This is a genomic window from Georgenia sp. Z2081 (assembly GCF_055326445.1).
Window position 1 is genome coordinate 669579 of the sequence record NZ_JBUZNK010000001.1, and the last position, 21044, is coordinate 690622.

Below are 21044 nucleotides of genomic sequence, written 5' to 3' on the forward strand. Positions count from 1 at the left end.
CCCACCGTTGCAAGGGAGCAACTCATGCTGATCGGAATCGACCTCGGAACCTCGAGCTTCAAGGCCATCGCCGTCGACGACGACGGAGTGGTGGTCGCCAAGTCCACCGCGACCTACCCGCTGATCAACCTCCGGTCGGGCTGGTCCGAGCAGGAGCCCGCGGAGTGGTGGCGCGCCACCGGCGAGGCGATGACCGCGCTCGCCGCCCAGCTGCCCGAGAAGGGCAAGGAGATCACCGGCATCGGCCTGTGCGGGCAGATGCACGGCCTGACCGCGATGGATGCCGACGGCGAGGTCATCCGCCCCGCCATCCTGTGGAACGACCAGCGCTGCGCGGCCGAGTGCGACTGGATCACCGAGCAGGTCGGCGGGCTCGACAAGCTCGTCGAGCTCAACGGCAACCGCATGTTCCCCGGCTACACGGGCGGCAAGATCATCTGGCTGCGCGACCACGAGCCGGAGAACTACGCGAAGATGGTCCGCCTGCTCAACCCCAAGGACTACATCCGCTTCCGGATGACCGGCCTGTACGTCACCGACGTCTCCGACGCCTCGGGCACCGGGCTGTTCGACGTCCGCAACCGCACCTGGTCGCTCGAGCTGCTCAGGGCCATCGACATCGACCCCGCGCTGCTGCCCGACGTCGTGGAGTCGACCGAGCAGACCGGCACCCTCGACGACGACATCGCCGCCGCGTGGGGCTTCCCCGCCGGCACACCCGTCTTCGGCGGTGGCGGCGACGCCGTCATCCAGACCTCGGCGATGGGACTTATCGAGGAGGGCTCCGCGGGCTTCACGGTCGGTACGGCGGGGATCGTCGCCGGCGGGCTCTCGCGCTACCCGGACAACCCCGCCGGCCGGGTCCAGGTCAGCTGCGGCAACGAGCCGGGCCGCTGGCACATCATGGGCAACGCGAACAGCGCCGGCGGCGCCTTCCAGTGGCTGCGCGACGCGCTCAGGCCGCTCAACGACGACGAGGAGCTGTCCTTCCAGACGCTCGTCCGCCTCGCCCGCGAGGTCGAGCCCGGCGCGAACGGCGTCCTCTTCCTGCCCTACCTCCTGGGCGAGCGGTCCCCCAACCTCGCCCCCGACGCGAGCGCCGCGCTCGTCGGCCTCACCCAGATGCACGACGTCGGGCACATCGCCCGCGCCGTCATGGAGGGTGTCCTGCTCAACATGCGCGGGATCTTCGAGATCTGCGTCGACGCCGGCCTGCAGAGCGACCAGGTCGTCGCCTCCGGCGGGGTGTCCAACGACCCGATGTGGCTGCAGCTCCTCGCCGACATCCTCGGCCGCGAGGTCGTCACGCAGGTCGGCGCCTCCGAGGGTGGCGCGTACGGCGCCGTGCTCGCCGCCGGCGTCGGCACCGGCCTCTGGGCGGACCTCACGTCCGCGCTCACGCAGGTCAAGGTCGAGAAGGCCTACGTGCCCGACGCCGACAGGCACGCCCGGTACGAGACCATCTTCGGGGCGCACCGCAGGCTGCACGGCGCGCTCACGGAGGTCTACGAGCTCGCCCGCACGGCCGAGGGCGTCTCCGCGTGACGGCATTCGACCCGGGCGCTCCCGACGCCGCGCCGGTCCGCGGGGTCGTCCTCGACCTCGACGGCACGCTCGTCGACACGCTGGCCGACGTCACCGCCGCGCTGACCGGCGCGTTCGAGGAGGCCGGCCTGCCCGCGGTCGGCCCCGCGCTGGCCGCCCGCGGCATGGGCCACGGGGCCTACGACCTCGTGCTCACCGCCATGCAGGAGGTCGCACCGGGACGTGCGGCGGACGAGGCGTTCGTGCGCGACGTCCACGACCGGTACCGGGCCCGGTACGCGGCGGCGCCGGCCGAGCTGTCGACCCCGTACGCCGACGCCGCGGACGTGCTGCCCGCGCTGCGCCGGGCGGGCATCAGGGTCGGCATCTGCACGAACAAGTCGACCGCCCTGTCGACCGAGGTCCTGCGTGCCGTCGGACTCGACGAGGTCGTGGAGGTCGTGCTCGGCCGCGACTCCGTCCAGCACCCCAAGCCCGACCCGCGGCACCTGCTCGACGTCCTCGACCGGCTCGGCCTGCGGCCCGAGGAGACCGTCTACGTGGGCGACAACCCCGTCGACGTCGTGGTCGGGGCCGGTGCCGGCGTCCGCTACCGGCACGTCGCCTGGGGCGAGCCGGTCGACCCCGACGTCGTGCGGATCGAACGGTTCGCCGACCTCGCCCGCGACCTCGACGTGCCCGGGCTCGCCGTGCCCGAGCTGCACGACGTCACCCCCACCACCCCCGCCAAGGAGCACTGACATGGACGCACTCTCCGCGCAGGACCGGGCGAAGAAGGCGGTCGGCATCGCCGCCGTCGAGCGCTACGTCCGGCCCGGCATGCTGCTCGGGCTCGGCTCGGGCACGACGAGCCACTGGTTCGTGCGCGCGCTCGCCGACAAGGTGGCCGACGGGCTCGAGGTCCGCGGCGTGCCGACGTCGAACGCGACGAAGGACCTCGCGCTCGAGCTCGGCGTGCCGCTCGTCGGGTTCGACGAGATCGACCGCCTCGAGCTCGTCGTCGACGGGCCGGACGAGGTCGACCACGACGGCCACATGATCAAGGGCGGCGGCGCGTGCCTGCTGTGGGAGCGGATCGTGGCCGACGCCGCGGATCGTTACGTGGTGGTGGCAGACACGAGCAAGCTCAAGGACCGCCTCGGCGCGTTCCCGCTGCCGATCGAGGTGATCCAGCACGGGTGGGAGTCCACCAGCCGGTCGATCGGCCGGCTGCTGCAGCACCACGGCTACCCGGCAGGCGTCGACCTGGTCCGGCGGGTCGACCAGGCGGGTGAGGTCGTCATCACGGACAGCGGGAACTTCATCGTCGACGCCCACCTCAAGGAGATCGACGACCCGCTCGTGCTCGACCGGGAGCTCAACTGGATCCCCGGCGTCGTCGAGAACGGCCTGTTCACCGGCCTCGCGGACGAGGTGATCTTCTGCGACCCGTCCGGGGAGGTCTCGATCATGTCCTGCGAGCACGCGCCCGCCGGCCGGCCCACCACGACGCCGCACGGCCTCCGGCTGACCAGCCCCTGACGCACCACCGCCACTGTCGTCGAGTGTGCGGTTCTCGACCCTCGAGCGTGCGGCTCACGAACCGCCGACACCACAACGGCGCCGTCCACCAGAAGGTGGGCGGCGCCGTCGTCGTGCGTGGGCCCTCCGGCCCGGCGACGCTCAGCCGTTCTTGGCCAGGAGCTGGGGCACGCCGTGCTCGTTCGGCTCACGGCTCAGCGAGTGCCCGCCGAGCTCGACGACGACGATCTCGCACAGGTAGAGGATGCGGCAGCCCTCCTCGAGGTGACCGCTCACGGCGGCGTCCTTGGTGGAGACGGTCATGTGGATGTGCGGGAAGCCGTCCGCGATCACGCCCTGCATCGAGACGAGCTCGAGCGCCGTGTCGGTCCATTCCGGGAACACCTCCACCGGTGGATACCCGGTGGTCGTGACCATGTGCATGCGGCAGTGGTCGAGCGTGCCGATGCCGGATACCACGGCGCCGTCGGTGATGCCCGCCCGCGCGATGAAGTCGCGCAGGGACACGAGCAGATCGTCGCCGGGGTCGAGCCGGACCACGTGCGTGGCGGTCGGGGCGGGTCCTGAGAAGTACTCCATCTCTCTCCTTCGATCGTGGGGGATGCTCGGTGGCCGGGACCGGTCTGGGGCCACCGGGCGGGCCGACCACCGTGGGCCGGCCCGCTCGCGCCGTTCCTGGTGCTCCGTCTACCTGGCGGCGGTGCCGACCGGGCGGGCCGCCTGCGGACGCACGGAGCGCGCCCGGTGTGCGGCATAGGCGCTGCACGCCGCCAGCACCAGCGCAAGCGGCGGGAACGACAGGGCGGCGACCACGGCCACCACCATTCCGCCGATCGCGATGACCCGCCAGTTCTTGCGGATCCGGGCCTCCTCGGCGTCGTCGCGTGTCGAGGTCGCGACGCGCACGGGGCTGTCGGCACCGGTCGCGCCGCGTGTCGTCCCGGCGGCCCCCGCACGACCCCGCGCCGGCGGCGTGCCGTGCCGGAGCGACAGGTAGAGGTTCGCCAGGCCGATGGCCACGAAGATACCGGCGAACAGCATGTCGCCGTCGGAGAAGCTCCACACCGACAGGAGCGCGAAGCAGCCGGTCGAGAGAGCTGCGCCGGGCCTCATGAGAGCAGCTCCCAGGTCGAGACGATGCCGAGCACCGTGAGCAGGACCCCCGACAGCCCCACCCACCAGCGAGCCGGCACGGTCAGGCGGTGCGTCTCCGGGAGGACCTTCTTCTCCGTCCAGAGCAGCACCAGGCAGAACAGCCCGGAGGTCAGCAGCCCGCCGAGCACGGATGCCGGGGTGACGATGATGACGAGCTCCCCGACGGTCCAGACCAGCAGCAGGCTGGCGATCAGCATGTAGACGTACATCCACGGGCGCACGCTGTTCGTGCCGCGCACGCGGATCTTCGTGAACACCGGGGCCAGGGTCTCGAACGCCGTGTAGGTGTACAGCTCCCAGAAGGCGTAGAGCGAACCGAAGAACGCGAAGAACACCGCGACGATGTAGAGGTACTCGAAGGTCGGGTGGACGGCCGTGAGGAACTGCGCCTGGAACGTCAGGGTGTCGTTCCCGGCCGGGATGAGCTGTTCGGCTGCCAGCAGGGAGGCGCCGTTGAGCATGAACATCGTGGCGAAGACGCCGATGGCGAGGAACGAGAGCACGGTGTCGCCGAGCGGTGCCCGGCTCCAGGCCCTGGCGCGCTCGACCTGCTCGGGCTCGGTCGACAGCGGGAGCTTGCCGTTGTACGGCACCTCGGCGAGTCGCTCGCCCAGGGCGACCTGGTCCTCGCGGCCGAGCATGCCCCAGCGCTTCTCGCGCGTCATGCCCGCGTAGCCGATGTAGTCGTAGGTGCCGCCGCCGACCGCGCCGAGGTAGGTCGCGACCTCGAGCCACACCGGCCGGGAGGCGATGTCGGGGTACGTGTCGCCGACCCAGGAGTTGTACTCGGGGATGCCGGGGACGAGCCCGCCGAGCGCGGCGAGCCAGTCGGGCTGGAGCACCACGACGCTGACCGCGATGGCCACGAGCATGAAGCCGACGATCACGGTCTGCGCCTTCTCCAGCCGCGCGTAGCCCCCGAACCAGGACAGGACACCGGACAGCACGATCAGCCCGGTGGCCCACAGCGCCCCGCTGCCGGTGGTGAGCGAGGCCATGAGGTCCCCGAGAGCGATACCCATGCCGCCGACCCACGACGGGACGGCGAGGATCGAGACGATCCCCATGAGCAGCGTGAACCAGCCCCGCGGACCGCGGAAGAGGACGGCCCAGCGGGCCATCGGGTGCTCGCCGGTGACGACCGTGTACCGGTTGAAGGAGTAGGCGAGCGCCGCCTTCGCCACGGCGGAGACGACGAACGCCCAGATCAGCGCGTAGCCGAAGACGGCACCGCCGCGGGAGGCGAAGACCATCTCGCCCGAGCCGATGTTGGCCGAGGCCACGATGGCTCCCGGGCCGAGGACCGCCACGGCGGCCGTGAAGGTCAGCCGCTTGCGCAGCTGTTCGGGCGGGTCCGGGTACTCGAGGTTCTCCAGATCCGCGGGAGGGGAGTGCTGCTCGGTGGACATGTCGCTCCTTTGCGAGACGGCGTGGGCCGGGAAGACGGAAAGCAGGGGAGGGGGCGGACCGGTCAGGCGCCGGGACGCCGGGCGGCGGCCGCGGCCTCCAGCTCCAGCTGGTGGAGCTTCTCCACCCGCCGCCGGCAGTCGGGGTCCGTGCTGAACTCCGCGGCGAGGAACTCGGTGACGACCTGCTCGATGACGGTGGGCCCGACCAGCCAGGCGCCGACGCAGATGACGTTGACGTCGTCGTGCTCGACCCCCTGCCGGGCGGAGTACGTGTCGTGGGCGACGGTCGCCCGGATGCCGGGGATCTTGTTCGCCGCGATCGCGGCACCGACCCCGGTACCGCAGACGAGGACGCCCCGGTCGGCCTCGCCGGCGAGGATCGGCTCGGCGACGGCGCGGGCGACGTCCGGGAAGTCGACGGGCTCCTCGGAGTGCGTGCCGACGTCGACGACGGTGTGGCCGAGCTTCTCGAGCACCGCCCGAGCCGTCTCCTTCATGGGGAACCCGGCGTGGTCTGCTCCGATGATCAGTCGCATGTCTGCACCTTTCGTGTGTGCTGGGGGTGGCGGCGGTTATGCGCCGGTGGTGAGGGAGTCGCGGTAGGGGATGGCGGGCTGGGCGCCCCGCCGGGTGACCGCGCTGGATCCGGCGTGCACGGCGAGGGTCACGGCCTCGCCGAGGGAGGAACCCTCGAGGAGCGCGGCGGCGAGGTAGCCGACGAAGCTGTCGCCGGCGCCCGTGGTGTCCACCGCGGTGACGGCGGGGGAGGGGGTCTCCACCGGGGCGCCGCCGGTGGTGTGCGCGGCGCCGCGTGCGCCGAGGGTGACGACCACCGTGAGCCCGTGCTCCGCGGCCAGGGCACCGGCGGTGGTCAGCGGGTCGGCGTCCTCCGCGCGCCCGGCCACCCGGAGGCACTCGTGCTCGTTGACCACGAGGACGTCGACGCCGTCGAGCGGGAGCGAGGGCAGGGCCGGGGCCGCGTTGAGGACGACCGTCGCGCCGGCCTCGTCCGCCAGTCGCGCGGCGTGCGCCACCAGCTCGAGCGGGATCTCGAGCTGCATGAGCACGACGTCGTCGGCGGTGAGGTTCGCGCACGCGGCGGTGACGTCCTCGACGGTGAGCATGTGATTCGTGCCGGGCACGACCGTGATGACGTTCTCGCCGTCGGACTGGACGAGGATGAGCGCGCGTCCCGTGTCGCCGTCCGCGGTGCGCAGGTCCAGGTCGATCCCGTCGGAGGACATCGACCCGCGCAGCAGGTCGGCGGCGTCGTCCGCCCCGACGGCGCCCACCATGCGCACGGGTGCGCCCGCCCGTGCCGCGGCGACCGCCTGGTTCGCGCCCTTGCCACCGGGATGCGTCGCGTAGCCGGTGGCGGTGACTGTCTCGCCCGGACGGGGCAGGACGTCGACGGAGGCGACCTCGTCGACGTTGAGGCTTCCGATGACGACGACCGTGCCGCTCATCGGGTCCTCCCCGGCGGCGTGGTCCCTGACGGCGGTGGTGCGGTGGTCCCTCGGGTGACCACGTGGACGTCGAGCATGCGGGAGCGTCCCTCCTTGTCGTCGAGCAGCAGCTCGGCCGCCTGTCGGCCGAGCTCGTCGATCTGCTGGTGGATGGTGGTGAGCCCCGGTCGCACGTACGACGCGAGGTGGATGTCGTCGAAGCCGACCACGCTGACGTCGCGAGGCACGGACAGGCCCCGCTCGTCGAGCGCGCGGACGGCACCGATCGCTGCCAGGTCGTTGACGGCGAAGACCGCGGTGAGGTCGGTGCCGCGGTCGAGGAGCTGCAGCGTGCCCCGGTAGCCGGCCTCCTCCTCGAAGTCCGCCTCGACGACGAGGGCCGGGTCGGCGTCGACTCCCGCTGCAGCGAGACCCTCGTGGTAGCCGACGGAGCGCTCCCGGGCGACCGCGATCTCCGGGCGGCCCGCGACGTGCGCGATCCGCCGATGTCCGAGGTCGACGAGGTGCTGGACCGCCATCCGGCCGCCGGAGCGGTGGTCGCTGGTCACGGAGGTCGCCCGGGTCGGGTCCAGCTCGCGGTCGAGCGCGACGAACCGCATGCCGTCCAGCGCCCGGACGAGCCGGTCGTCGTCGAGCCGGTCCTCGACGAGCACGACCCCGGCGACGTGGCGGGCGCGCATCTGGGCGATGGCTTCCGCGGTGCGGCTCGGGTCCGCCCCGGTGGCGGTGAGCAGGAGGACGGCGTCGTAGCGCGCGGCGGCCTCCTGGACGCCCTGTGCCAGCTCGGAGAAGAAGGGGTTGGTGATGTCGGGGACGACGATGCCGAGTGATGAGCTCTTGCCGCGCTTGAGCTGTCGGGCGAGCTCGTTGGGCCGGTAGCCGAGCTCGTCGGCCACCGAGCGCACGCGGTCCCGGGTGGTCTCGGCGACGCGGCCGGTGCCGTTGAGCGCGCGGGACGCGGTCGTCACGGAGACGTGCGCCGCCCGAGCGACCTCCCTGATGCCCATCCGATCCTCCTCGTCGAGGCCCGCCGCGGCGCCGATACCGGTGCGGGAACGTTTGCGCATGATCGTGCACCCGCCGTGCGGGCAGGGCAAGGAGGTGCGACGGATGCGCAAATATGCGCAACTGCGGGACGTGCCGCGCTGCGACTCATCGAGTCAATCGGGTACCGATCGAGTCAGCGGCCGCGGGGGACTGACTCGGTACCTACCCGATTGCCTCGGCGCCGACGGTCGCGAACTGGGCGGAGGAGGTAACGGACTGGGTGTAGAAGGTCGCGGACGCCCCCGCACTACGCCCAGGTGCTCAGCGGCGCGCTCCCGAGCCACTGCTCGGCGTCGAACTCGGTGAAGGTGCCCGAGTCCTGGAACCCGAGCCGCCGCGCCAGGCCGATCGAGCGGGTGTTGTCGGTCTGGCTGATGAGGAGCACCGGCTGGTCCTCCAGGTGGGCCGACGCCTCGCGGAGCAGCACCGAGGCGGCCTCGTGGGCGAGCCCCCGGCCCCAGACGCCGCGCAGCAGCACGTAGGACAGCTCCAGCTCCTCACCGTCCTCGCGGACGTGGCCGGGTCGGTGCGCCGACCGGCGCTCGAGGATGACCATGCCGAGCAGGTCGTCGGACCCCGGGTCCGCCACGACGAACTCGCCCGACCCCTCCGTGGACCACGAGATGCTGCGGGCGAGCAGGAGGTCGCGCACACGCTCGGCAGGGACGGCCCCACCGAGGTGACGCCGTACGTCCGGGTCGGACCGCAGCTCCACGAGCCCGTCGAGGTCGCGGTCGATCGCCTTGCGCAGCACCACGCGCTCGCCGGCGGCGGTGCGGAACGGGAGGTCGACGTCGGGCATGCCCCGATTGTGCGACACCCGTGGGGTCCCTACCCGGTTATCGCCCCGCCCCCCACCCGCGTGAGACCTGATCGTGACGCGCATGTGAGCACCGTGTGGACACGTCTGCCGCGCGAGTCATAATCTCGCCGCACGCCGAGCCGACCGAGGTTCGCGACCGTGATCCGTGACCGGACCGGTCCATCCCCTGAACGCCCGGCGCGACCATCGCGTCCGCCGGGCCGCACGACGCCCGTCCGGCGGACCGACGCTGCGACGAAGGAGTACGCATGTCGGACATCAGGACCCGGTTCTCGCTCGAGGGCAAGAAGGTCGTCCTCACGGGGGCCTCGCGCGGTATCGGGGAGGCGATCGCGGAGGTGCTCGCCGAGGCAGGTGCCGACCTCGTCCTCTCGGGCCGCGACGAGGCGGCGCTCGAGGACACCGCCGCGGCCGTGCGGGCCAAGGGCCGCTCCGCACACCTCGTGCCCGCCGACCTCACCACCCCGGCCGGCGCGCGCGAGCTGGGCCGGAAGGCGCTCGAGATCTTCGGTCATGTCGACGTCCTCATCAACAACGCGGGCGTCGCGCACATCGCCCCCTACACCGAGCTCACGCAGGAGCAGTGGGACGCGACGCTCGCCGTCAACCTCACCGCCCCGTTCGCCCTGACCCAGGAGATCGCCCCGAGCATGATCGAGCAGGGGCACGGCAAGATCATCAACATCGCGTCCCAGACCGGTGTCATCGCCGCCGACGACCACGCCGCCTACGCCGCCTCCAAGGGCGGGCTGATCTCGCTGACCAAGGTGCTCGCCGGCGAGCTCGGGCCGCACAACATCCAGGTCAACGCCGTGGCTCCCACCGTGATCCTCACGCCGATGGGCGAGCAGGTCTGGGGCCCGCCCGAGAAGGGCGACCCGATGAAGGCGAAGATCCCGCTCGGGCGTTTCGGCCAGCCCGTCGAGGTGGCCGACCTCGTCCTCTACCTCGCGGCCCCGGCGTCGGACTTCATGACCGGCGGCACCGTCATGCTCGAGGGCGGCTACACCGCGATGTGACGCGGCGCCGCGGGCCGGACGACGAGCCCAGCGCCCCGGTGTCGAGCCCCGAGCCCCGAGCCCGGCATCGAGCCACGGCCCCGACGTCGAGCCCAGCTCCCCGGGCCCCGACGTCGTGGCCGGCGCCCGTCGGTCCGCGCTACGCCCCTTGCGGCCGCGCGGGCCGTCGGCGTGCAATGGAGCCATGGCCACCACGCCGGCAACGCCCCCGACGACGTCGAACCCCTCCGCCCAGGGGCTGACCATCGTCGTCGACGACTCTGCCTGCGACCCGAACGACCTCGCCCAGTGCGGCGGAGTCGAGGTCACCGCCGGCGGTGACGTGCGCTGGGACGACCTCGTGGCGCGCGCCGTGACCTCCGGCTGGCCCGGCTTCGAGCTGCTCGGCGGCGCTGCGGCCACGGTCGCCGATGCGGTGCGCGGCAACGTCGAGCGGTACGGGCAGGCGGTCGCCGACGTCGTGGCCTCGGTGCGCGCCTGGGACCACGCCGACGACGCACGACGCACCTTCGCGTTCGTCGAGTGCCGGTTCGCGCCCGGCGGGTCGCGGTTCGCCGAGGCGCTCGCGGACGGCCGGCTGCGCTACGAGATCCTCGACGTCAGCTTCCTGCTCCAGCAGGGCGACCTCACGGCGCGGATCACGAGCGCGGAGCTGGCCGGGCGCCTCGGCGTCGAGGTGGGGGAGCGTGTCCCGCTCGCCGACGCCGCCCGCGCCACCCGCTGACCATCCGTCGACGCTGAGCCCGCAGGCCCGGGCCGACGCCGAGCCGGTCGCTCCCCGCCGACGCCGAGGCAGTGGGCAATCCACCGAGTCAGTGCCCGCGGTCGACTGCCTCGATGGATACCCGATTGACTCGGTGAAGGTGCTCCCCGCTGACTCAGCAGATCCCCCATCGTCTCGGCGGAGGGAACTCCCATCGCCTCGGTGAGGGGAGTACGCGGTCCGTCCCCGGACCGCCCCGCGGCTGCCACCTACCCCCGTGAGACACTGCGGGCGTGGCAGGTGGCGACGGTCGGCTCTCGCACGAGCTCATCCCAGGGGAGAAGGGCCCGCAGGACTCCTGCGGCGTCTTCGGCGTGTGGGCGCCGGGCGAGGAGGTCGCGCGGCTGACCTACTTCGGCCTCTATGCCCTCCAGCACCGGGGGCAGGAGGCCGCGGGCATCGCCACCTCCGACGGCGAGTCGATCCTCGTCTACAAGGACACCGGCCTCGTCTCCCAGGTCTTCGACGACCAGGCGCTCGAGTCGCTGCAGGGCCACCTCGCCGTCGGGCACGCGCGCTATGCCACCGCCGGGGGCCGCGCCTGGCACAACGCCCAGCCGACGCTCGGCCCCACCGCGACCGGCACCGTCGCGCTGGCCCACAACGGCAACCTCACCAACGTCCACGAGCTGCTCGACATCGTCAGCGAGCGCTCCGGCACCGACCTCACGGGCGACCTGGGCAAGGGCTCCTCGACGGACACCGCCGTCATCTCGCACCTGCTCGGCACCGAGCCGCCCTCCGACGGCGGTCTCGGTGACGCCGCCATGGCGGTCCTGCCCCTCCTGCGCGGCGCCTTCTCGCTGGTGTTCATGGACGAGCACACGCTCTACGCCGCCCGCGACCCGCACGGCATCCGCCCCCTCGTGCTCGGGCGCCTGCCCAGCGGGTGGGCGGTGGCCTCGGAGACGGCCGCGCTGGACATCGTCGGTGCCACGTTCGTGCGGGAGGTCGAGCCGGGCGAGCTCCTCGCCGTCGACGCCGACGGCCTGCGCTCGAGCCGCTTCGCCCCGGCCGACCCCAAGGGCTGCATCTTCGAGTACGTCTACCTGGCCCGCCCCGACACCACGATCGCGGGCCGCCCGGTCAACTCCGCGCGCACCGAGATGGGCCGCGTCCTGGCCCGCGAGGCCCCCGCCGACGCCGACCTCGTCATCCCCACCCCGGACTCCGGCACGCCGGCCGCGATCGGCTACGCCCAGGCCTCCGGACTGCCGTTCGCGCAGGGCCTGGTGAAGAACGCCTACGTGGGCCGGACGTTCATCCAGCCCACGCAGACGATCCGCCAGCTCGGCATCCGCCTCAAGCTCAACCCGATGCGCGAGGTCATCGCGGGCAAGCGGCTCGTCGTCGTCGACGACTCCATCGTGCGCGGCAACACCCAGCGCGCCCTCGTGCGGATGCTCCGGGAGGCCGGCGCCGCCGAGGTCCACGTCCGCATCTCCTCGCCGCCGGTGAAGTGGCCCTGCTACTACGGCATCGACTTCGCCACGCGCGCCGAGCTCATCGCCAACGGCATGAGCGTGGAGCAGATCCGTGACTCCCTCGGCGCCGACTCGCTCGGCTACATCTCCGTCGACGGCATGGTCGAGGCCACCGCCATCGCGCCGGATCGCCTGTGCACCGCCTGCTTCACCGGGGCCTACCCGGTGCCGCACGAGGACGCCTCGCTCACTCCGGTGGTCTCCGCATGAGCTCCTCCACGAGCCCGACGCCGGAGCACACCCCCGCGTCCCGGCCACCGATCGGGAGCACGACGCCGGACGGCACGACGTCGACGGGCACGGCCTCGCACGGCGAGGCGATCACCTACGCGGCCGCCGGCGTGGACACCGAGGCCGGGGACCGCGCCGTCGAGCTGATGAAGTCCGCCGTGCGGCGCACGCTCACGCCCGACGTGCTCGGCGGCGTCGGCGGCTTCGCGGGGCTCGTCGACGTGAGCGCGCTCAAGGACTACCGGCGGCCGCTGCTCGCGACCTCCACGGACGGTGTCGGGACCAAGATCGCGATCGCGCGAGCCATGGACGTCCACGACACGATCGGGCAGGACCTCGTGGCGATGGTCGTCGACGACATCGTGGTGGTCGGCGCGACGCCGCTGCTCATGACCGACTACATCGCGTGCGGGAAGGTCGACCCCGTGCGCGTGGCCGACATCGTCCGCGGGATCGCCGCCGCCTGCGAGGTGGCCGGCGTGCCGCTGCTGGGCGGGGAGACCGCCGAGCACCCGGGGCTCATGGCTGCGGACGAGTACGACGTGGCCGGCGCGGCGACCGGCGCGGTCGACGCCGACGACGTCCTGGGCCCCGAGCGGGTCCGTTCCGGCGACGTGCTGCTGGCCATGGCCTCCTCCGGGCTCCACTCGAACGGCTACTCGCTCGTGCGGCGCGTGGTGGAGACGGCCGGCTGGGCGCTCGACCGCGACGTGCCCGAGCTCGGTCGCACCCTGGGCGAGGAACTGCTCGAGCCGACGCGGCTGTACACGCGGCCGTCGCTCGACCTCGCCCGCGCGCTGGGGGCGGACCTGCACGCGTTCACGCACGTCACCGGGGGTGGTCTCGCCGCGAACCTCGCGCGCGTGCTGCCGACGGGGCTCGTGGCCGACGTCGACCGCGGCGCGTGGGAGGTGCCGCCGGTCTTCGGGCTCGTGCAGGCGCTCGGCCGCGTCCCCTGGGACGACCTCGAGGGCACGCTCAACCTCGGCGTCGGGATGGTGGCCGTCCTCGCGCCCGAGCGCGTCGACGAGGCGACGGCCCTGCTCGACGCGGCGGGAGTGCCCACGCGGGTGATCGGCGAGATCGGCGAGGACCCCGGTGCGGTGCCGGACGGCGCGCGCGTCGTCAGCGGGACGAAGGGCGTGGCCGGCGGCGCCGTCCACCTGCGCGGGAGCTACCGCGCCGGCTGACCCCGGTCCCACGAGTGAGGGGCTTTCTGCCCGTACGCCGGACGAGTGAGCGGACTACTGTCGGCCGACGCGTGCGGTTCGCCGTCGTCGGGCATGGTCCGGTTTGTGCCCTGGTCACGGGCACGACGGAGCCACGGCGCCGAGACGCCGTGGATGTCGTGTGCGCTACCGGCGGACCGTGGTGCTCACGCTCCGCCCGTCCTGACGTCGCCCGACAGGTGCCGGGCGTCCGGTGTCAGGAACGGGCCGAGTAGCCGTCCCACTCGTCGTCGTCCGCCGGAGTGGTCTCGTACGACCGCTGGTCGTCGCCACCGTCACCCCGGGACGCGAGCTCACGCTCGAGTGCCGCGTAGTCGGTCGCTGGGCTGAAGTACTTCAGCTCGCGGGCAACCTTGGTCTGCTTTGCCTTCTGACGGCCGCGCCCCATGGAGCCGACCCCCTCCAACGTAGGAACCGGGGCAAGCATCGCGAACGATGGGGTCCCGGCTGAGTGGTCAAGTATCTGTCGTGGGGCCACCGTACCCCGCCGCCCGGGCAGGTGCCCATTCCGGACAGGGCGTCGTAGGGCACACCCGAGGGGCACACCCGAGCAACGTGCCGGGCGGTGGCCGTCGGTGCGGCGGGCGCGTCGTCGGGGGCGGGCGCCGTGTCGCGCTCAGGGCGCGCGAAGGTGCGTGCCGATCGTCCACGTCCCAATTGTCGGGACCATCGGCCCAGGCGTCCGGCGCAGCGGCGGGCAATGATGGGGAGGAACGGATGGGGCCGCGGGGACGGGTGCGGCCACGAGGACCGAGGGGTGGAGAACATGGACGCGACGCCGCCGAAGGATCTGCTGACGCCCGGGGAGGTGGCCGGGTACTTCCGCGTGGATCCCAAGACCGTCACGCGCTGGGCGAACGCCGGGAAGATCGACGCGGTCCGCACGCTGGGCGGGCACCGGCGCTTCCGTCGCGACCAGGTCGCGCAGCTCATGCGGGAGTCGGGCATCGATCCCGCGCGGCTCGACCGCGAGGCCGGCTGAGCCCGACGCACGCAAAGGGCCGGCCCGGTGTCTCTCGACGCCGGGCCGGCCCTTCGGTCTGTTCTGCCGGGCTGCGCGGGGGTGCCGCGGAGCGCCGGTACTGCGCGGAGCCGCGCTACTTCTTCCCGCGGATCGCGGCGATGACGAACACGCCCGCGACGGCGGCCGCGACGCCGGCGACCGCCAGCGCCCCGGAGTCGCCCTCCTTGACGCCCTTGGCGAACCCGGTGGCCTTGTCCTTCATGCCGCCCACGGCGTCCCTGGCCCCGGCCTTGGCGGCCTCCACCTGGCGCTTGGGGTCGAGCTTGTAGGACAGCTCGCCGACCGTGGAGGTCAGGTCCGCCCGGGCGCGCTCGATCTCGGCCTGGATCTCCTCGGCCGTCTGCTTCTTGTCCGGTCGCTCGCCCGGCGTCTCAACGGTCATCGCTGAACCTCCTCGTCAGAGGTCGTGTCATTGCCGAGCCCCTTCTTCACGGCCGCGACGTCCTCCTTGAGGCCCTCCTGCGGCGCAACGGTGTACTGCTTGTGCTTGTTGAGCGTCTTGATGCCCACGAGAGCGAGGATCCCGACGACGAGGAAGATCCCGACCGTGACGATGAGCGCCGACAGCCACAGGGGCAGCGCCTCGGCGATCCCCCAGGTCGCGGTGAGGAAGGCCATGCCGAGGCCGTAGAGCGCGAGCACGCCGGCGATCGCGAGGAAGATCGCGCCCTTCGAGATCTTGGCGACCTTCTCGGTGGCCTGTGCCTTGGCCAGGTTGATCTCGCCCTTGACCAGCGCGCTGACCTGCTGCGACATACGACTGAAGAGTTCGCCGATCGACGGCTCCTCGGCGGGCGCGTTCGGGGCGAACCCCGGGGCCCGGCGTGCTTCCGTGGGGTCGACGCCCCCCAGGTCGGACTGGCTCACCGTGGATCAGCTCCTCCGTGTCGTGTCACCGGCCGCGGAACGCGCCGCCGGCGTTGATCCCGCTCAGCGTAATGCGGGAGGTCACTCCACCCCAACAGGAACGACGTCGGTGACGACTGGAGCGTCAGTCCGCCGACGCCGCGACGCACGTCGGCCATGGTGCTCGCCTCTCGTCCGGCCGGCGTCGGCGCGCGCGACCGTCGGTGGGCCGTGCGTGCCCGGGACCGCGGATCTGCGATCGCCCGCTGCCGTTCGGCCGTGCCTGCCGACGAGACCAGGGGAAGAATGACGAGTGCACGGGCTGTCGCACGGTGTCAACCTGTGTGGAGTCGCTGGCCGTCGCTCGCGGTGTTCAGTGTGACGGCGGCGTAGGGCGCCTTGAGTCGGGGCCGGCGGTGGCACCGGTCGGGGTGGGGGCGCGGCCAGCGCGTCGAGACTGGTCCGTCACCGGTGGTGACTCTCGATCCAGGTGCCGACCTGCACGTGCCGGGCAGATTCGCGCTCACTCGCGGGGAGGGACGGCGCTCGTCCGTCGGCGAGGGGGATGAACACTCGGCGACCGGGCACGCATAACGACTTCCCGTTGCCGTGACGGTGGCACGCTGTCCCCGGCTCCCCCCTTCCCGGCCACCCGAGGTCCACCGTGCGCTCTTCCCTTCCTTCCCCGACCGCCCGCCCAGGGCGACGACGACTGACCGGCTCCGGTGGGCGACCACGCCTGACCGGCCTGAGCTCCGCCGTCGGGCTGGGTCTGCTCCTCTCGCTCGCCGGCCCCGCCGCCGCGGACCCCGGCACCTCCGACGGCACCGGCACCTCCGACGGCACCGAGGAACCCACCACGGTCCCGGCGCCGGAGGACCAGACGGACGAGCTGCCCGAGAACCCGGCCCCCTCGGACGACCCGATCCGGGAGGGCGAGCTCGTCCCGCGCACGCAGAGCACCGCCCCGATCACCGCGGGACCGCTGGCCGAGGTCGACGCCCCACCCGCGGGGAACCGCGGGGTCGTCGGGCCGCTGGGGACGAGCACGTACGCGCTGACCTCCTACATGGGGCCGCGCTGCATCCCCATCAGGTACGGCTCGACCAGCCACGGCGGCGTCGACTTCGGTGCCCCCGCGGGCACGGCGCTGTACGCGATCGCGGACGGCGTCGTCGTCAACCAGCTCAACGACCCGGTCGCGGGGGAGTGGCTGCTCGTGCGGCACACCATCGACGGCCGGCACGTCTTCGCCAGCTACTCCCACACGCTGGACCGCGACCGGTACGTGCGGGTGGGGGACACCGTGCGCGCCGGACAGCGGATCGCCGACGTCGGATCGACCGGCGTGTCCACCGGCCCGCACCTCCACCTCGAGATCTGGCTCGACGCCTACCTGCGCGGCACCCGCGTCGAGCCGATCGCCTGGTTCGCCGGCCGCGGCGTCGACCTGCGGGCCGCGGCCGTGCGCGCCGTCCCGATGGAGACGCCCGCGACCTGCCAGTACTACGCCATCGGATCGACGCCGATCCGCGCCTCCGCGTCGTCGGGCGCCCGCGTGCTCACCACCGCCACGCACTTCACGCCGATGACCGGCTGGCCCGGGGACAAGACCGGCGACTGGGTGCGCGTCCGGGCGAACGACGGGGTCACCGGCTGGGCGCACGCCTCGAACGTCTCCCCGGTGCGCTCCGGCGAGCCCCAGGCCCGCACGACGGCGGCCACCATCCTGCGCTCGTCACGCGCCTTCGCGGACGACAACCACGTGGCCTCGCTCGCGTCGGGGGCGCGGATCGAGGTCGTCGACGCGCTCATCGACGGCTGGTACCGCGTGACGTCCGGCTCGAGGTCGGGCTGGCTGCACCACTCGACGGTCGCGGTCACGACCGGGGTGCGGCACGGCATCGACGAGGGGTTCTTCCTCGCGAACACCTTCACCACCAGCGCGACCTCGATCTTCAGCTTCGGCAGCTACTACGACCGGTTCTACGTGGGCGACTGGGACGGCAACGGCACCGACACGATCGCCTACCGGCGCGACGCCGTGTACCGGATCCGCCAGAACAACACCCCGGGCCAGCCCGACGTCGAGCTCACCTACGGGCGCGCGGGCGACGAGGTCTACGTCGGCGACTGGGACGGCGACGGCACGGACACCTTCGCCGTGCGGCGCGGCAACGAGTTCCACATCCGCAACTCGCTGACCTCGGGCGTGGCCGACGTCGTCCTGCAGTACGGGCGCGCGGGCGACGAGGTGCTCGTGGGCGACTGGGACGGCGACGGCATCGACACGTTCACCGTGCGGCGCGGCAACGAGTTCTTCGTGTCGAACACGATGGAGTCCGGCTGGGCCGACGCCGAGCTCACCTACGGCCGGGCCGGCGACGACGTGTACGTGGGCGACTGGGACGCCGACGGCGAGGACACCTTCGCCGTGCGCCGCGGGTTCACCTATTTCGTGCGCAACTCCATGGAGTCCGGCTGGGCCGACACGCAGATCGACTACGGCCGCGCCGCCGACGAGACCTACGTGGGCGACTGGGACGGCGACGGGTCCGACACGCTCGGGATCTACCGCTTCTCCTGAGCGGCGCTCCCGTCCTGAGGGGCGCTCCCGCCCTGAGCGGCGCTCCCGAACATGCGAGAGGGGGCCGGATCTCGTTGATCCGGCCCCCTCCGTCACGCGTCGCTACACGCGGTTCTTGCCCCGCCTGAGGAGGCTCAGGATGAGCGACACCACGACGATCGCGATGCCGAGCCAGATGAGGAACTGCGCCGCCTCGACCGCGACGCCGATGACCAGCATGATGACGCCCGCAACGATGAGAATCAGCCACAAGGACATGTGCACTCCCTTCGACGGCGGCGCCGTGCGGCACCGCGTGTGCTCCCGATGTTCGCAGGCCGGTGCGGCATCGGCATCTTGAGAATGGCCGCGTGACAGGTTCACCGCCCTCGCGCCCGTTCACCTGGCCTGCCCGTCCGGCCGCGCGGACGTCACATCGGGGCCGGGTCGGGCTTCGTCGTCGGGCATGGACCCGGCGCGGTTCGCGTCGTCGGGCATGAGCAAGGGGCCGGACCCGCGTGGGATCCGGCCCCTTGCCTGCAGTGGCTCCGACCGGGGTCGATCCGGTGACCTTCCGATTTTCAGTCGGACGCTCTACCAACTGAGCTACAGAGCCCTGCGCCGATGCGCGGCCGTCCGACCGGCTCGACTGCGACCCTGACGGGACTTGAACCCGCGACCTCCGCCGTGACAGGGCGGCGCGCTAACCAACTGCGCTACAGGGCCTTGCTGTGTACTTCTGGTCGTGCTGGTACTGCCGTGCTCAGGACGTTCCGGTCGAGGAGCGTACCCCCAACGGGATTCGAACCCGTGCTACCGCCGTGAAAGGGCGGGGTCCTAGGCCGCTAGACGATGGGGGCCAATGACTCCCGTCGCCCAGGCGTCCTGAGGCCTGGACAAGCATAGGTTGCTCGCCGGGGTGGTTCCAACCGGTTGGGGTGTGCGCTCCGTCATGCCGCGCGGACCATGCGGTGCGCTGTCGAGGACGCGGTTGCTGTGCCGAGGGCACGGTTGCCGTGTCGAGGACGCGGTGTGTCCTCGAGGGCGCGGTTGCCGTGCCGAGTGGATCCCCGCCGTCGGTCCTCTCGGCGCGTTGCTCGTCATCTCGGCGGGAGACCGCGTCCTCGGCGGGACCCCGGGCCTGCGGTGAGTACCCGGGCCTGCGGAGGGAACCCGCGCCCTCGACGCACACCCGCGCCCTCGACGCCGATGGAGCGCCCGCCCGTCCGGCCGCCGCACATCGCGGGGTGCGACGATGGGGGCGTGGTGGAGATGAGCGAGCAGGAGTTCGAGGAGGCCGTGGCCGACGCCCTGGACCTCGTCCCGCCCGAGCTCGCCGCCGCGATGGACAACGTGGTGGTCCTCGTCGAGGAGGAGGCCACGCCCGAGCAGCTCGACGGCGTCGAGGCGGGCGAGCTCTTCGGCATCTACGAGGGGACCCCGCTGACCGACCGCGACGACGGCTGGGCCGGCTCCCTGCCCGACCGCATCACGATCTTCCGCGGGCCGACGCTGCGGTGGTGCGAGGACGTCGAGGAGGTCGTCGACGAGGTCGCCGTCACGGTTGTCCACGAGATCGCCCACCACTTCGGCATCTCCGACGAGCGACTCCACGAGCTCGGCTGGGGCTGACGCCGGCCCGACCGCCGCAGGTTCGGACCGCGCCTCCCTCGGCGAGCAGGACCGGTCCAGCGCGCCGACCAGCGAGCACGTACCAACCGCGCGTCCCCCCAGTGAGCGGGGGCGCGTCCTGCGAGCAGTGCAGTGAGCAGGCCCGGACCACCTGCCCCGTCGGCGAGCAGGTCAGGCCGTGCGTTGAGGGCACCCGGTTCTGGGCACACGCAGGGCAGCACCAACGCCGGCAACCGAGCCTCACCGTCATCCGGGGGCCGGCGGCAGCAGTCGACCGCGACACGTTCGGAGGACGCACATGGCTAGCAAGGTGAAAGTGACAGGACTGGTGCTGGCGGGCTACCTGCTCGGCCGGACCAAGAAGTTGGGCCTGGCCCTGACCATCGCGGGCGCGATCGCCGGGTCCAAGGCGGCCGGCAACCGGGACAAGATATCGAGCGCGTTGAAGGAGCTCACCGAGGCCACGCCCGAGCTCAAGGAGCTGGGCGAGAAGGTGACGGGCCGACTGGCCGACTCCGGGAAGCATGCGGCCACGGCGTTCGCGGCCAAGGGCGCCGACACGCTGAGCGTGAAGCTCAAGGAGCAGACCGACAGGCTGAACGCGTCCATGGACACGTCGTCCTCGACGGATGCAGACTCCGAGTCCGACGACGACGCGCCCGCCGACGAGGCGCCGTCGGACGACGCGCCGGACGCCGAGGACGCCCCCGACGAGGAGGAGTCCGGCGACGCCCCGAAGGACGACGCCGACTCTGACGATGCCGATCCCGCGGACGACGACGAGTCGGCCGAGGCGGCAGAGGACGAGAAGTCCGAGCCCAAGAAGCCCACCCGCAGCAAGACATCGAGCTCGGGCAGCAGGTCCGGGACGGGCAGTCGGGCCAAGCGCGCCGCGTCCGGCGGCCGAGCCAAGCGTTCGACCTCTGGCTCGAAGTCGTCGTCGGGCGCCTCCAGCAAGGCCAAGGAGGAGTCGGATGAGTGAGGCAACCAGCGAGAACACCTCGGGCTCCGCGTTGGAGGGACTGAAGCAGCAGGCGATCGAGTTCGCCAAGACGGCCGGCCGCAAGGCACTGTCCTCGGCCGGCGACCGGGTCGACGACCTCGTCGACCGCTTCGAGGGCTCGGGAGGCTCCGCCGGCGAGGCCGCGAAGGCGGGCGCATAGAAGATCGCCGAGGGCGAGTCCCCCGCCAAGGCTGCGCTGTCCGCGGCGGGCACCGGGATCAAGGACAAGATCGCCGGCGCGTTCGGTGGCGGTTCGAGCGGCGGGTCCGGCGACTTCAAGT

At 72.4% G+C, this 21044-nt stretch carries 23 protein-coding genes and 3 tRNA genes; 12 read left to right on the plus strand and 14 right to left on the minus strand.

Features of this window, described 5'->3' with window-relative positions; all coding sequences use genetic code 11:
- Window positions 1-24 precede the first annotated feature (24 nt).
- Genes xylB through rpiA form a run of 3 tightly spaced genes read left to right on the plus strand, consistent with a single transcriptional unit; the run spans window position 25 to window position 3066 of the window.
- Window positions 25-1545 (plus strand): xylulokinase, encoded by a 1521-nt coding sequence (gene xylB, locus ACZLKG_RS03140; protein WP_463647929.1) that lies wholly within the window; start codon window positions 25-27, stop codon window positions 1543-1545.
- Window positions 1542-2285: an HAD family hydrolase gene (locus ACZLKG_RS03145; RefSeq protein ID WP_463647930.1), complete on the plus strand. Its 744-nt coding sequence runs from the start codon at window positions 1542-1544 to the stop codon at window positions 2283-2285. Before xylB ends, ACZLKG_RS03145 begins: the two co-directional genes overlap by 4 nt.
- Before the next feature lies 1 nt (window position 2286).
- Window positions 2287-3066: a ribose-5-phosphate isomerase RpiA gene (rpiA, locus tag ACZLKG_RS03150; protein WP_463647931.1), complete on the plus strand. Its 780-nt coding sequence runs from the start codon at window positions 2287-2289 to the stop codon at window positions 3064-3066.
- Window positions 3067-3207: 141 nt separating this feature from the next.
- Here the strand turns inward: rpiA and ACZLKG_RS03155 are convergent, their stop codons facing one another.
- The 7 genes from ACZLKG_RS03155 to ACZLKG_RS03185 form a co-directional block, all read right to left on the minus strand.
- The gene (locus tag ACZLKG_RS03155) at window positions 3208-3645 is read right to left on the minus strand and encodes a PPC domain-containing DNA-binding protein (protein WP_425707693.1); all 438 of its coding nucleotides are present in this window, start codon (window positions 3643-3645) and stop codon (window positions 3208-3210) included.
- Between the two features lie 108 nt (window positions 3646-3753).
- A complete protein-coding gene (locus ACZLKG_RS03160; protein WP_425707694.1) occupies window positions 3754-4179 on the minus strand; it encodes a hypothetical protein in 426 nt (141 codons plus the stop codon).
- Complete coding sequence (locus ACZLKG_RS03165) at window positions 4176-5630, minus strand: Nramp family divalent metal transporter (protein WP_425707695.1); 1455 nt, start codon at window positions 5628-5630, stop codon at window positions 4176-4178. The genes ACZLKG_RS03160 and ACZLKG_RS03165 overlap by 4 nt, the downstream gene beginning before the upstream one ends.
- 62 nt (window positions 5631-5692) lie before the next feature.
- A complete protein-coding gene (locus tag ACZLKG_RS03170) occupies window positions 5693-6166 on the minus strand; it encodes an RpiB/LacA/LacB family sugar-phosphate isomerase (protein WP_463647932.1) in 474 nt (157 codons plus the stop codon).
- Window positions 6167-6202: 36 nt separating this feature from the next.
- Window positions 6203-7096, minus strand: coding sequence for a ribokinase (locus ACZLKG_RS03175; protein WP_463647933.1), 894 nt, complete (start codon window positions 7094-7096; stop codon window positions 6203-6205).
- Window positions 7093-8163 carry a LacI family DNA-binding transcriptional regulator gene (locus ACZLKG_RS03180; protein ID WP_463647934.1) on the minus strand — a complete coding sequence of 357 codons (1071 nt, stop codon included), beginning with the start codon at window positions 8161-8163 and terminating at the stop codon, window positions 7093-7095. The genes ACZLKG_RS03175 and ACZLKG_RS03180 overlap by 4 nt, the downstream gene beginning before the upstream one ends.
- A 227-nt stretch (window positions 8164-8390) precedes the next feature.
- The gene (locus ACZLKG_RS03185) at window positions 8391-8945 is read right to left on the minus strand and encodes a GNAT family N-acetyltransferase (RefSeq protein ID WP_425707699.1); all 555 of its coding nucleotides are present in this window, start codon (window positions 8943-8945) and stop codon (window positions 8391-8393) included.
- Window positions 8946-9214: 269 nt separating this feature from the next.
- Here ACZLKG_RS03185 and ACZLKG_RS03190 point away from each other — a divergent pair, with 269 nt between their 5' ends.
- From ACZLKG_RS03190 to purM, 4 genes are all read left to right on the plus strand, one after another.
- On the plus strand, window positions 9215-9985 hold the full coding sequence (locus ACZLKG_RS03190) for an SDR family NAD(P)-dependent oxidoreductase (protein ID WP_463647935.1): 771 nt from the start codon (window positions 9215-9217) through the stop codon (window positions 9983-9985).
- Between the two features lie 184 nt (window positions 9986-10169).
- Complete coding sequence (locus ACZLKG_RS03195) at window positions 10170-10709, plus strand: hypothetical protein (protein WP_463647936.1); 540 nt, start codon at window positions 10170-10172, stop codon at window positions 10707-10709.
- 272 nt (window positions 10710-10981) lie between these two features.
- Complete coding sequence (gene purF / locus ACZLKG_RS03200; RefSeq protein WP_463647937.1) at window positions 10982-12442, plus strand: amidophosphoribosyltransferase; 1461 nt, start codon at window positions 10982-10984, stop codon at window positions 12440-12442.
- On the plus strand, window positions 12439-13653 hold the full coding sequence (gene purM, locus ACZLKG_RS03205) for a phosphoribosylformylglycinamidine cyclo-ligase (protein ID WP_463647938.1): 1215 nt from the start codon (window positions 12439-12441) through the stop codon (window positions 13651-13653). Before purF ends, purM begins: the two co-directional genes overlap by 4 nt.
- A 235-nt stretch (window positions 13654-13888) precedes the next feature.
- Here purM and ACZLKG_RS03210 read toward each other — a convergent pair whose 3' ends face one another.
- On the minus strand, window positions 13889-14080 hold the full coding sequence (locus ACZLKG_RS03210) for a DUF3073 domain-containing protein (RefSeq protein ID WP_425707704.1): 192 nt from the start codon (window positions 14078-14080) through the stop codon (window positions 13889-13891).
- 378 nt (window positions 14081-14458) lie between these two features.
- Between ACZLKG_RS03210 and ACZLKG_RS03215 the strand changes: the two genes are divergently transcribed.
- Window positions 14459-14674: a BldC family transcriptional regulator gene (locus tag ACZLKG_RS03215; RefSeq protein WP_425707917.1), complete on the plus strand. Its 216-nt coding sequence runs from the start codon at window positions 14459-14461 to the stop codon at window positions 14672-14674.
- A gap of 115 nt (window positions 14675-14789) precedes the next feature.
- Here the strand turns inward: ACZLKG_RS03215 and ACZLKG_RS03220 are convergent, their stop codons facing one another.
- Together ACZLKG_RS03220 and ACZLKG_RS03225 are read right to left on the minus strand one after the other, a co-directional pair.
- Complete coding sequence (locus ACZLKG_RS03220; RefSeq protein WP_425707705.1) at window positions 14790-15098, minus strand: DUF3618 domain-containing protein; 309 nt, start codon at window positions 15096-15098, stop codon at window positions 14790-14792.
- The gene (locus ACZLKG_RS03225; protein ID WP_425707706.1) at window positions 15095-15583 is read right to left on the minus strand and encodes a phage holin family protein; all 489 of its coding nucleotides are present in this window, start codon (window positions 15581-15583) and stop codon (window positions 15095-15097) included. The genes ACZLKG_RS03220 and ACZLKG_RS03225 overlap by 4 nt, the downstream gene beginning before the upstream one ends.
- Before the next feature lie 643 nt (window positions 15584-16226).
- Between ACZLKG_RS03225 and ACZLKG_RS03230 the strand changes: the two genes are divergently transcribed.
- Window positions 16227-18149, plus strand: a complete 1923-nt coding sequence (locus ACZLKG_RS03230; protein ID WP_463647939.1) for a peptidoglycan DD-metalloendopeptidase family protein — start codon at window positions 16227-16229, stop codon at window positions 18147-18149.
- Between the two features lie 102 nt (window positions 18150-18251).
- On the opposite strand, the gene ACZLKG_RS03235 is transcribed toward ACZLKG_RS03230, so the two are convergent.
- The 4 genes from ACZLKG_RS03235 to ACZLKG_RS03250 form a co-directional block, all read right to left on the minus strand.
- Window positions 18252-18407, minus strand: a complete 156-nt coding sequence (locus ACZLKG_RS03235) for a hypothetical protein (protein WP_425707708.1) — start codon at window positions 18405-18407, stop codon at window positions 18252-18254.
- Window positions 18408-18671: 264 nt separating this feature from the next.
- Window positions 18672-18744 (minus strand) — tRNA-Phe (locus tag ACZLKG_RS03240).
- Window positions 18745-18780: 36 nt separating this feature from the next.
- Window positions 18781-18854 (minus strand) — tRNA-Asp (locus tag ACZLKG_RS03245).
- Window positions 18855-18915: 61 nt separating this feature from the next.
- Window positions 18916-18988 (minus strand) — tRNA-Glu (locus tag ACZLKG_RS03250).
- A gap of 412 nt (window positions 18989-19400) precedes the next feature.
- On the opposite strand from ACZLKG_RS03250, the gene ACZLKG_RS03255 reads away from it, so the two are divergent.
- The 3 genes from ACZLKG_RS03255 (at window position 19401) to ACZLKG_RS03265 (ending at window position 20923) form a co-directional block, all read left to right on the plus strand.
- Complete coding sequence (locus tag ACZLKG_RS03255; RefSeq protein WP_425707918.1) at window positions 19401-19760, plus strand: metallopeptidase family protein; 360 nt, start codon at window positions 19401-19403, stop codon at window positions 19758-19760.
- Window positions 19761-20058: 298 nt separating this feature from the next.
- The gene (locus ACZLKG_RS03260; protein ID WP_463647940.1) at window positions 20059-20742 is read left to right on the plus strand and encodes a hypothetical protein; all 684 of its coding nucleotides are present in this window, start codon (window positions 20059-20061) and stop codon (window positions 20740-20742) included.
- Window positions 20735-20923: a hypothetical protein gene (locus ACZLKG_RS03265; protein WP_463647941.1), complete on the plus strand. Its 189-nt coding sequence runs from the start codon at window positions 20735-20737 to the stop codon at window positions 20921-20923. The genes ACZLKG_RS03260 and ACZLKG_RS03265 overlap by 8 nt, the downstream gene beginning before the upstream one ends.
- Window positions 20924-21044: the final 121 nt, after the last annotated feature.